This window comes from Pseudomonas sp. NPDC087803 (assembly GCF_044742995.1).
Lineage (GTDB): Bacteria > Pseudomonadota > Gammaproteobacteria > Pseudomonadales > Pseudomonadaceae > Aquipseudomonas.
Genome location: NZ_JBIUVO010000039.1, coordinates 1 through 10,572, shown reverse-complemented (window position 1 = coordinate 10,572; position 10,572 = coordinate 1). Strand labels below are relative to the sequence as shown.

Sequence of the window (10,572 nt, the reverse complement as noted above, 5' to 3'; positions counted from 1 at the left end):
ACACCTACACTTATCGGCCATCACTCCCAACGGAATAGCCCTGATGAAAGCCGTGCTGTGCAAAGCCTTCGGCCCTGCCGAATCGCTGGTGCTGGAAGACGTCGCCAGTCCTGTCGCGAAGAAGAACGAAATCCTGCTGGAGGTGCACGCCGCCGGGGTCAACTTCCCGGACACGCTGATCATTGAGGGCAAGTACCAGTTCAAGCCGCCGTTCCCGTTCTCGCCGGGTGGCGAAGCCTCCGGCGTGGTCAGCGAAGTGGGTGAAAAGGTCAGTCACTTGAAGGTCGGCGACCGGGTCATGGCCCTGACCGGCTGGGGCAGCTTCGCCGAACAGGTCGCGGTGCCGGGCTATAACGTCCTGCCGATCCCGCCGTCGATGGACTTCAACACCGCCGCCGCGTTCAGCATGACCTACGGCACTTCGATGCACGCGCTAAAACAGCGGGCCAACCTGCAACCGGGGGAAACCCTGCTGGTGCTCGGCGCTTCCGGTGGTGTCGGTCTGGCGGCGGTGGAAATCGGCAAAGCCATGGGCGCCCGGGTCATCGCCGCCGCCAGCAGCGCGGAAAAACTCGCCGTGGCCAAGGCCGCTGGCGCCGATGAACTGATCAACTACAGCGAAACCAGCCTCAAGGACGAAATCAAACGCCTCACCGACGGCCAGGGCGCCGACGTAATCTACGACCCGGTCGGCGGCGACCTGTTTGACCAGGCCATTCGGGCCATCGCCTGGAACGGCCGCCTGCTGGTGGTCGGCTTCGCCAGCGGACGCATCCCTGAACTGCCGGTCAACCTCGCCCTGCTCAAAGGCGCAGCAGTACTCGGCGTGTTCTGGGGCTCCTTCGCCCAGCGCCAGCCGCAGGACAACGCGGCGAACTTCCAGCAACTGTTCGGCTGGTTCGCCGAGGGCAAGTTGAAACCGCTGGTGTCGCAGGTGTATCCGCTGAGCAACGCGGCGCAGGCGATCAATGATCTGGGGCAGCGCAAGGCGGTGGGCAAAGTGGTGGTGCAGGTGCGCTGAAGTCTCAGCCGCCGGGCGATGCTGTCGCGTCGCCCGGCAACAGCTGCTCCTGCACCTTCCGGCTCCGGGACGGGATGAGCCGTCCCTTGTCATCGAAGCGCAGGACGATCAGCCAGTCGAAGACATCATCCGGCCATTTTTCCTGTCCCATCAGCGCTGTCGCGTCGCCGCCGAAAGCCTTGATCAGCTTATTGATATGGCCGTGATGCCAGGCGATCAGTACGGTCGGCGCCTGATTGCTCTTGCGCAACAACCCGACCAATTGATGCAGATCGCCATTGATGTAGGGCTGCTCGATCGGCAGTTTCAAACGCTCGGACAGCGGCGTCAGCGTCAGGCGTGAGCGCGAACTCTCCGGGGTGTCGCCGGCAGCGATCAAACGCTGGGGAGTGAGCACCTGCCCGTCGAGTTTCAGCGGATTGAAATAGTCGACGTAGGCGGCCGCACGCTGTTCGCCGCGGGCATTGAGCCGCGATCCCTCATCCGGTTTTTCCGCATGCCGAATGATCAGCACCGTGGTGTTGCGCAGACCGGAATGGGCGGGATGGTCGGTGACGATCAATGTCAGCATCACCACGGCGATTGCCGCCGCCACCAAAAACCTCGGCACCAACATGCGAACCTTCAGTGACATTTCTTATCTCGGCGGATCAATCGGCTGAACGGGCCGCGAGTCTAAGTCACCTCATGTTGATAAGTGGTGAAAACGCCCTGTTCTTACAGCTGAGCGACAGGTTCGTAAAAGAACGCGCGAATTCCAACATTTCCACTGTTTAGCCAATGCGAACCGGTGCTATTTTCGGTAACGAAACTGTAACATTCGCATCCGCAGTCAAAACAAGAAATCTGGAGCTCTTGAATGTTTGCTTTCTTTCGTCCTGCCGCACATCAGGCTCCATTGCCTGAAGAAAAAATAGACAGTACTTACCGACGCCTGCGCTGGCAGATCTTCGCCGGTATCTTCTTTGGCTACGCGGGTTACTACCTGCTGCGCAAAAACTTCTCGCTGGCCATGCCGTACCTGATCGACGAAGGCTACAGCCGTGGCGATCTGGGTCTGGCGATGTCGGCCATCGCCATTGCCTACGGTCTGTCGAAGTTCCTGATGGGCCTGGTGTCCGACCGTTCCAACCCACGTTACTTCCTGCCGTTCGGCCTGCTGGTGTCGGCCGGGGTGATGTTCATTTTCGGTTTCGCGCCGTGGGCAACGTCCAGCGTGACCATGATGTTCATCCTGCTGTTCATCAACGGCTGGGCCCAGGGCATGGGCTGGCCGCCGAGCGGACGCACCATGGTGCATTGGTGGTCGCAGAAGGAACGCGGCGGCGTGGTCTCGGTGTGGAACGTGGCGCATAACGTCGGCGGCGGCCTGATCGGCCCGTTGTTCCTGCTCGGCATGGGCCTGTTCAATGACTGGCACGCGGCGTTCTACGTTCCGGCAGCGGTAGCGCTGGGCGTGGCGGTGTTTGCCTTCATCACCATGCGCGACACCCCGCAATCGGTCGGCCTGCCGCCCATCGAGAAGTACAAGAACGATTACCCGGAAGGCTACGACGCCAGCCACGAAGACGAATTCAGCGCCAAGGAAATCTTCGTCAAATACGTGCTGCGCAACAAAATGCTCTGGTACATCGCCCTGGCCAACGTCTTCGTCTACCTGCTGCGCTACGGCGTACTGGACTGGGCGCCGACCTATCTCAAGGAAGCCAAGCACTTCGACGTCGACAAGACTTCGTGGGCCTACTTCTTCTACGAGTGGGCGGGCATTCCGGGCACGCTGCTGTGCGGCTGGATGTCGGACAAGATCTTCCGTGGCAACCGTGGCCTGACCGGCATGGTGTTCATGGCGCTGGTGACCGTGGCGACGCTGGTGTACTGGCTGAACCCGGCCGGCAACCCGACCGTGGACATGATCGCGCTGTTCTCGATCGGCTTCCTGATCTACGGCCCGGTGATGCTGATCGGCCTGCAGGCGCTGGAACTGGCACCGAAGAAAGCCGCCGGTACGGCGGCGGGCTTCACCGGTCTGTTCGGCTATCTGGGGGGGTCGGTCGCGGCGAGTGCGGCGATGGGTTACACCGTTGACCACTTCGGCTGGGACGGTGGTTTTGTCCTGCTGGTGGGCGCTTGCCTGCTGTCGATGGCCTTCCTGGCCCCGACGCTGTGGCACAAGCAAGTCACCAGTCAGAGCCGCGAAGCTGTCGCCTGATCGGCTTGTGACTGACAGCGCTTGAGCCGCGCCTCCAGATTGCGATCCGGCATGGCGTGGCTGCGCAGGGCGTGGACGGTCTGCTCGACATAATCGCGAGTGGTCCCGTAACGCCCGCAAGCGCTTTCGAACACCTGACTCAGCACGTGATCCGGCAAGTTGCCGGCATAGCTGGGCAGGTGTCGCTCCAAGACAAATCCTAACGCCTGAACCTGACTGCCATCTTCGAGCCGGCAGTTGAGCCAGTGTGGGCGATAGGACGGGAACGGCATCTCGCGTTTCCACAGCGCGTACAGCGCCGCGTCGAGATTCTCTTCCGGCAGCCGATAGGCGAAGCCGCTGCACGAACCGCCGCGATCCAGACCGAATACCAGCCCGGGCATTTCCGGCGTCCCGCGATGCTCGTGCGACCACAGGTACAAACCGCGATGGTAGCCGTGCACCCTGCCGCGCACCCGCTCCACCGCCGTGCACTCCGGGCGCCAGATCAGCGACCCGTAGGCGAACAGCCACACCGGCCCGCCCTTGTGGCGCGCCATGGTCGATTGCATCGAGACGAGAAGTTGTTCGTGGGTCAGCTGCGGCCCCAGATCGAGCCGCGGAGGATAAGCCAGATTCACAAAAGCAGATTCAATGGCTGTCATGACGGAAGTGTTCGGCCCCGCAAGTATTACAAGATGTAAGCACAATTCGCTTGATAGAACATATAGCAGTAACTGTAAAACGAAAAGTGCTAAAGGATGTATGACCTGCCCGACCGCGCTAATCGGGGATTATCCGCCTCGGCTATCGGGTTTTATATAGCCTAATACCATTGCAGAAATATCTTAAATACCCGAATGAAATATGCATAAGCCTTCGCTTGTTCAGGTTTCGTTCATGAAGGCGCGGGAAACTTCCTACTAAAATGCCGGACTTTCTTTCTTCTCCGTCGCTGAACGCCTACGTATAACGGCCTTCCTCTGGCGCAAGCCATCCCGTTTAACCGAGGCTGCACAATGAAAATCCCAAGACTTCTGACCGCATTGCTGATGACTCAGGCCGGCCATGCATTGGCCGAGGACGATGCGCAAGACAAGGGTTTCTGGTACGCCCAGACCAGTGTCTATACCCGACATTATTCGCCCGACCCCGAACACAATAATCATCAGGACTTGATCGGCATCGAACGCAATCAGGCTTCCGGCTGGGTATTTGGCGGGGCAACTTTCCGCAACTCGTTCCGCCAGCGCTCGAACTATGCCTATGCCGGCAAGCGCTATGACAGCAGCGAGTACCCGGTATACCTGAAAGTCACCGGTGGGCTGTTGCAGGGTTATCGCGGTGATTACCGGGACAAGATTCCTTTGAACCGCTACGGCGTTGCGCCGGTGATCATTCCGTCCGTCGGCACTCACTACGGCCCATTGGCCGCCGAACTGGTGTTTCTCGGCGCCAACGCGGCGATGGTGACGAGCGGCGTGCGCTTCTAAGGGCGCGGCTCAATTCCCACGGATCAAGATCGGGTCAAGACCGAGGCGCGTAGGCAAAGACATCGGCGCGCATCTGGTGCGCATCCATGCCGGCTTCCACCAATGCATCCAGAGTCCCGTAGACCATCGCCGGCGAGCCGCTGGCGTAGACGTGCAGGGACTTCAGATCGGCAAAGTCTTCACACACGGCCTGGTGCAACATCCCGCAGCGCCCTTCCCAACCGCACTGGTCGCTGACGACTTTGTGCAGGAACAGATTGGGCAGCTTCAGCCATTCGTCCCAATGCTCGATCTGGTAGAAGTCTTCCGGACGGCGCACGCCCCAGTACAGATGCACCGGGTGTTTGAAACCGTTGGCGCGGCAGTGTTCGATCAGGCTGTGGATCTGGCCCATGCCGGTGCCGGCGGCGATCAGCACCAGCGGCCCGTCGGGCAATTCGGCGAGGTGGGTGTCGCCGAACGGCAGCTCGACGCGCACCAGCGGGTTGCGTTGCAGCTGCTCGATCAGGCTCAGCGCACTGGCTTCACGGGCCAGCACGTGGATTTCCAGATCGCGTCCGCCGTGCGGCGCCGAGGCCATGGAGAACGCCGACTTCTCACCGTTCTCACGCTCGATCATCAGGTACTGACCGGCGTGATAGCGTGGCGGCTTGCCGGCCGGCGCCCGCAGACGCACGCGCCAGGTGTCGCCGCCGACATCCCGGCATTCGATAACCTGACACGACAGGCTGCGCACCGGCAGTTCTCCCAACGCGAGCACGCCATCCCACAGCAGGATGCAGTCTTCCAGCGGCTCGGCGATGCAAGTGTAGAACTCGCCATGGTCGTGCACCTTGCCGGCCTGCTCGACCCGGCCTTCCACCAGCAACGCCGCACACACATGGCAATTGCCATTGCGGCAGCTTTGCGGGCATTCATAGCCCAGGCGCCGCGCACCATCGAGAATCCGCTCGCCGGGCCGTATCTCAAGCACCGCTCCGGAGGGCTGCAGGGTTACACGCATCAATCTATTCCTAACTGATTCCAGATGGCATCGATCCGCTGGGTGACGGCATCGTCCTTGACGATCACACGGCCCCACTCGCGAGTGGTTTCACCCGGCCATTTGTGGGTGGCATCCAGGCCCATTTTCGAGCCCAGGCCGGAGACCGGCGAGGCGAAGTCGAGGTAGTCGATCGGCGTGTTGTCGATCATCACCGTGTCGCGCTTGGGGTCCATGCGCGTGGTAATGGCCCAGATCACGTCGTTCCAGTCCCTGGCGTTGATATCGTCGTCAGTGACGATAACGAACTTGGTGTACATAAACTGTCGCAAAAACGACCAGACACCGAGCATCACGCGCTTGGCATGCCCCGGATACGACTTCTTCATCGTCACCACGGCCATGCGGTACGAGCAGCCTTCGGGCGGCAGGTAGAAATCGGTGATCTCCGGGAACTGCTTCTGCAGGATCGGCACGAACACTTCGTTGAGCGCCACGCCGAGAATTGCCGGCTCATCCGGCGGCCGGCCGGTGTAGGTGCTGTGGTAGATCGGCTTGATCCGGTGGGTGATGCGTTCGACGGTGAACACCGGGAAGCTGTCGACTTCGTTGTAGTAACCGGTGTGGTCGCCGTACGGGCCTTCGTCGGCCATTTCGCCCGGATGGATCACGCCTTCGAGGATGATCTCGGCAGTGGCCGGCACTTGCAGGTCGTTGCCGCGGCACTTCACCAGTTCGGTGCGGTTACCGCGCAACAGACCGGCGAAGGCGTATTCGGAGAGGCTGTCCGGCACTGGCGTGACCGCGCCGAGGATGGTCGCCGGGTCGGCGCCGAGGGCCACGGAGACCGGGAACGGCTGACCCGGATGCTTCTCGCACCACTCGCGGAAGTCCAGCGCACCGCCACGGTGGCTGAGCCAGCGCATGATCACCTTGTTGCGGCCGATCACTTGCTGACGGTAGATACCGAGGTTCTGGCGGTCCTTGTTCGGGCCTTTGGTGACGGTCAGGCCCCAGGTGATCAGCGGGCCGACGTCGCCAGGCCAGCAGGTCTGCACCGGCAGCATCGCCAGGTCGACGTCGTCGCCTTCGATGACTACTTCCTGGCACACCGCGTCTTTGACGACTTTCGGCGCCATCGAGATGATCTTGCGGAAGATCGGCAGCTTCGACCACGCGTCCTTCAGGCCCTTCGGCGGCTCCGGCTCCTTGAGGAAGGCCAGCAGCTTGCCGATCTCGCGCAGCTCGCTGACCGACTCGGCGCCCATGCCCATGGCCACCCGCTCGGGGGTGCCGAACAGGTTGCCGAGCACCGGAATATCGTAGCCGGTGGGTTTCTCGAACAGCAGCGCCGGGCCCTTGGCCCGCAGGGTGCGGTCGCACACCTCAGTCATCTCCAGCACCGGCGAGACGGGAATCTGGATGCGTTTCAACTCTCCGCGCTGCTCAAGCTGCTGCACGAAATCCCGAAGATCCTTGAATTTCATTGACGATGGCACCCTCAAAATAGGCGTACATCCTACCTGCTATGCAGCCCTGTGGCAGCCTGTCGCTGCTTACTTGGCTGCATTCGTCTGCGCTTTGCCAAGGTTTTCCCGGGCTTGCAGGCCGATAAACAGCGGCTCAAGGATCGGCGCGACAAACCGCGCACCGACTTCAGACAGGTGATTGTCATCGGTGTACAGCGAATAGCCACCGAGTTCGGCGTGGCACAGGCCCTTGTCATCACACAGCCTCGGTGCCGGATCGACCACGCGCACCGCCGGGTCGTCCTGCGCCAACTGCGCAAACACCTGGCTGATGAACACCTGACGTTTGTGGTGCGCCTCTACGGCCAGACCGACGTCATCCACCGGACGATCAAGCATCGCCAGCCGGGTCAGCCGATACGGCGGACTGAACGCCTGCAACGGCGCCTCTTTCACCAGCCACACGCGATGCCCGGCCGCCCGCAGTTGCGCCACGCGAGCGCGCAGGCCTGCGGCGAAACGCTGCTCGGCTTCGGCGCGATCGTAACGGCCGTCCGGTGTTCTCAGCACATGACCGAGATCGCCCCTGGCGTCGCCGTACAGGTACAGGCTCCAGCGCGCGACCAGCACCACATCGCTGACCGCTTGCGCCTTCAACCCTTGCTCGACCCGCTTATTGAAGCGCGCACAGACTCCGTCGTATTCCAATCCATCAACCGGAATGCAACCGGGAGAACTGGCCAGAATCACGCTGACGCCATGGGCTTTGGCACCGTCATCGAACACCGGGATCAGCGCCGTGGCATGGCTGTCGCCCCAGACCAGCGCGCGGGTCGGCAGATCCGTCACGCCGTAATGGCAGAACAGCTTGTCGTCAGGGGTCTTGTCATCCGCCAGGCACGCCATCAGCTCCGGCCGCCACTCGCGCCCCTTGGCGTATTGCAACGCCTGCTCGGACAAGCGCCACGGCAGACCATCGGTCCAACGCAGTGATTGCCCGGCCAGACCGAGCAGCAGAATCCCGCAGAAACCGGCCAGCAGAATCTGCCGGCGCCCGGCGAGCAAGCGCCGTTCACGGAACGGGGTTTCGACGAATTTCCATGACAGATAACCCAGCACCAAGGTCAGCAGGATCAACCCGGCCGTGTCGAGCGCGCCCGGCTCATCGACGCTGGCATAGCTGGAGAACACGAACACCGGCCAGTGCCACAAATACCAGGAATAGGAGATCAGCCCGAGGCCGACCATCACCCGGCTGCTCAACAATTGACCGATCACCGTCTGATGATGACCGTTGGCCAGAATCAGCAGGACCACGCCCAGCACCGGCAGCAACGCGGTGATACCCGGGAACGGCGTCGATTTGTCATAGGCGAACACCGCCAACAGGATCAACCCCATGCCGAGCAGGCTCAGCGCCTGGGCAGCCAGCGGCTTCAAGCGCCAGGTGTGTTTCGGTGCAATCGCCAGCATCGCCCCGGCGAGCAATTCCCAGGCGCGCATCGGCAGCAGGAAGAAGGCTTTTTCCGGGTGATGATGGATCGCCCACACACTCAGGCCGAAGGACACCAGCAGCACGCCGAACAGCGCCAGCCGCCAATGTTTCAGGCGACTGGATAGCAACGTCAGCAGCAGCGGGAAGAAGATGTAGAACTGCTCCTCCACCGCCAGTGACCAAGTGTGCAACAACGGTTTCAAGTCCGAGGCAACGTCGAAGTAGCCGTCCTGACGCATGAACAGGAGGTTCGAGACGAACGTCACCTGATACCGCACCGAACGCCCCAGCTCTTCGTAATCCTTGGGCGCCAGCAGGAACCAGCCCACCGCCAGTACCGCAATGATCATCGCAAACAGCGCCGGCAGGATGCGCCGCGCACGCCGCGCCCAGAACTCGACGAAACTGAAACGCCCCGCCTGACGCTGGTTCCAGATGATCGAGGTGATGAGGTAGCCGGAGATCACGAAGAACACGTCCACGCCGACAAAACCGCCGGTAAACCCCGGGACGCCAAAATGGAACAGCACCACGGCGATCACCGCGACTGCCCGCAAGCCGTCGATATCCCTTCGATAAGCGAGTGTGCTCATAAAATCTTTAATGCCAATCAGATGGTTATTTTTTGTACAGCTCGAACTTGAATCACCGAGGCTATCGAGCGCTGCGTGTTGGGTTGCCCGATCACAGACCTTACCAGATCAGGAACCTCTCATTGCCGGGGCAAATTTCATGCAAAAAAAAGGCGCCCCCCATAGGGGCGCCCTTTTATCGGTTCAACCGGCGATGTTACTTGCGCTTCATCGACAGGAAGAACTCGTCGTTGGTCTTGGTCGTTTTCAGCTTGTCGACCAAGAACTCGATGGCCGCCACTTCGTCCATTGGGTGCAGCAGCTTGCGCAGGATCCACATGCGCTGCAGTTCGTCGTCGGCGGTCAGCAACTCTTCGCGGCGGGTGCCGGAGCGGTTGATGTTGATCGCCGGGAACACACGCTTCTCGGCGATCTTGCGATCCAGAGGCAGTTCCATGTTGCCGGTACCCTTGAACTCTTCGTAGATCACTTCGTCCATCTTCGAGCCGGTTTCAACCAGCGCGGTGGCGATAATGGTCAGCGAGCCGCCTTCTTCGATGTTGCGCGCAGCACCGAAGAAACGCTTCGGTTTCTCCAGGGCATGGGCGTCAACACCACCGGTCAGGACCTTGCCGGAGCTCGGGATCACGGTGTTGTAGGCACGGGCCAGACGGGTGATGGAGTCGAGCAGGATCACCACGTCCTTTTTGTGTTCGACCAGGCGCTTGGCCTTCTCGATCACCATTTCGGCAACCTGCACGTGACGGGTCGGCGGCTCGTCGAAGGTCGAGGCAACCACTTCGCCGCGCACGGTGCGCTGCATTTCGGTTACTTCTTCCGGACGTTCGTCGATCAACAGCACGATCAGGTGAACTTCAGGATTGTTGCGCGCGATGTTCGCGGCAATGTTCTGCAGCATGATCGTTTTACCGGCTTTCGGCGGTGCAACGATCAGACCACGCTGGCCTTTGCCGATCGGGGCGCACAGGTCGATCACACGACCGGTCAAGTCTTCGGTGGAACCGTTACCGGCTTCCATCTTCATGCGCACGGTCGGGAACAGCGGGGTCAGGTTCTCGAAGAGAATCTTGTTCTTCGCGTTCTCCGGACGATCAAAGTTGATCGTGTCGACCTTGAGCAGAGCGAAGTAACGCTCGCCTTCCTTTGGAGGGCGGATCTTGCCAACGATGGTGTCACCGGTGCGCAAGTTGAAACGACGGATCTGGCTCGGCGAGACGTAGATATCGTCCGGGCCGGCGAGGTAGGAAGCGTCAGCGGAGCGCAGGAAGCCGAATCCGACCTGGAGAATCTCCAGCACGCCAACACCGGAGATTTCCTCGCCGCTTATCGCG

General features: G+C 61.1%; 9 protein-coding genes. 3 read left to right on the top strand and 6 right to left on the bottom strand.

The window, feature by feature from the left end:
• The first annotated feature begins 43 nt into the window (after positions 1 to 43).
• Positions 44 to 1,021 (top strand): NADPH:quinone oxidoreductase family protein, encoded by a 978-nt coding sequence (locus ACIOUG_RS18290; protein ID WP_401067425.1) that lies wholly within the window; start codon positions 44 to 46, stop codon positions 1,019 to 1,021.
• Between the two features lie 4 nt (positions 1,022 to 1,025).
• Here the strand turns inward: ACIOUG_RS18290 and ACIOUG_RS18285 are convergent, their stop codons facing one another.
• Positions 1,026 to 1,655 carry a flagellar basal body-associated protein FliL gene (locus ACIOUG_RS18285; RefSeq protein WP_401067423.1) on the bottom strand — a complete coding sequence of 210 codons (630 nt, stop codon included), beginning with the start codon at positions 1,653 to 1,655 and terminating at the stop codon, positions 1,026 to 1,028.
• Between the two features lie 225 nt (positions 1,656 to 1,880).
• Between ACIOUG_RS18285 and glpT the strand changes: the two genes are divergently transcribed.
• Positions 1,881 to 3,230 carry a glycerol-3-phosphate transporter gene (gene glpT, locus ACIOUG_RS18280; RefSeq protein WP_401067422.1) on the top strand — a complete coding sequence of 450 codons (1,350 nt, stop codon included), beginning with the start codon at positions 1,881 to 1,883 and terminating at the stop codon, positions 3,228 to 3,230.
• Here the strand turns inward: glpT and ACIOUG_RS18275 are convergent.
• Positions 3,206 to 3,874, bottom strand: coding sequence for a gamma-glutamylcyclotransferase (locus ACIOUG_RS18275; RefSeq protein WP_401067420.1), 669 nt, complete (start codon positions 3,872 to 3,874; stop codon positions 3,206 to 3,208). The genes glpT and ACIOUG_RS18275 overlap by 25 nt on opposite strands.
• 354 nt (positions 3,875 to 4,228) lie before the next feature.
• Between ACIOUG_RS18275 and ACIOUG_RS18270 the strand changes: the two genes are divergently transcribed.
• Positions 4,229 to 4,702: a sn-glycerol-3-phosphate transporter gene (locus tag ACIOUG_RS18270; protein WP_401067419.1), complete on the top strand. Its 474-nt coding sequence runs from the start codon at positions 4,229 to 4,231 to the stop codon at positions 4,700 to 4,702.
• Between the two features lie 34 nt (positions 4,703 to 4,736).
• Here the strand turns inward: ACIOUG_RS18270 and ACIOUG_RS18265 are convergent, their stop codons facing one another.
• The 4 genes from ACIOUG_RS18265 to rho all read right to left on the bottom strand — a co-directional run.
• The gene (locus ACIOUG_RS18265; RefSeq protein WP_401067417.1) at positions 4,737 to 5,705 is read right to left on the bottom strand and encodes a CDP-6-deoxy-delta-3,4-glucoseen reductase; all 969 of its coding nucleotides are present in this window, start codon (positions 5,703 to 5,705) and stop codon (positions 4,737 to 4,739) included.
• Positions 5,705 to 7,171, bottom strand: a complete 1,467-nt coding sequence (ubiD, locus tag ACIOUG_RS18260) for a 4-hydroxy-3-polyprenylbenzoate decarboxylase (RefSeq protein WP_003229330.1) — start codon at positions 7,169 to 7,171, stop codon at positions 5,705 to 5,707. The genes ACIOUG_RS18265 and ubiD overlap by 1 nt, the downstream gene beginning before the upstream one ends.
• Positions 7,172 to 7,240: 69 nt before the next feature.
• Positions 7,241 to 9,241 carry an acyltransferase family protein gene (locus ACIOUG_RS18255; protein WP_401067415.1) on the bottom strand — a complete coding sequence of 667 codons (2,001 nt, stop codon included), beginning with the start codon at positions 9,239 to 9,241 and terminating at the stop codon, positions 7,241 to 7,243.
• A gap of 196 nt (positions 9,242 to 9,437) precedes the next feature.
• Positions 9,438 to 10,572, bottom strand: a 1,135-nt coding sequence (gene rho / locus ACIOUG_RS18250) for a transcription termination factor Rho (protein ID WP_401067413.1), incomplete at its 5' end; no start/stop codon positions are given.

Bases quoted from the DNA above. Each gene is read 5' to 3' on its own strand.
- ACIOUG_RS18290 (WP_401067425.1), top strand. From the start codon at position 44: ATGAAAGCCGTGCTGTGCAAAGCCTTCGGCCCTGCCGAATCGCTGGTG.
- ACIOUG_RS18285 (WP_401067423.1), bottom strand. From the start codon at position 1,655: ATGTCACTGAAGGTTCGCATGTTGGTGCCGAGGTTTTTGGTGGCGGCG.
- glpT (WP_401067422.1), top strand. From the start codon at position 1,881: ATGTTTGCTTTCTTTCGTCCTGCCGCACATCAGGCTCCATTGCCTGAA.
- ACIOUG_RS18275 (WP_401067420.1), bottom strand. From the start codon at position 3,874: ATGACAGCCATTGAATCTGCTTTTGTGAATCTGGCTTATCCTCCGCGG.
- ACIOUG_RS18270 (WP_401067419.1), top strand. From the start codon at position 4,229: ATGAAAATCCCAAGACTTCTGACCGCATTGCTGATGACTCAGGCCGGC.
- ACIOUG_RS18265 (WP_401067417.1), bottom strand. From the start codon at position 5,705: ATGCGTGTAACCCTGCAGCCCTCCGGAGCGGTGCTTGAGATACGGCCC.
- ubiD (WP_003229330.1), bottom strand. From the start codon at position 7,171: ATGAAATTCAAGGATCTTCGGGATTTCGTGCAGCAGCTTGAGCAGCGC.
- ACIOUG_RS18255 (WP_401067415.1), bottom strand. From the start codon at position 9,241: ATGAGCACACTCGCTTATCGAAGGGATATCGACGGCTTGCGGGCAGTC.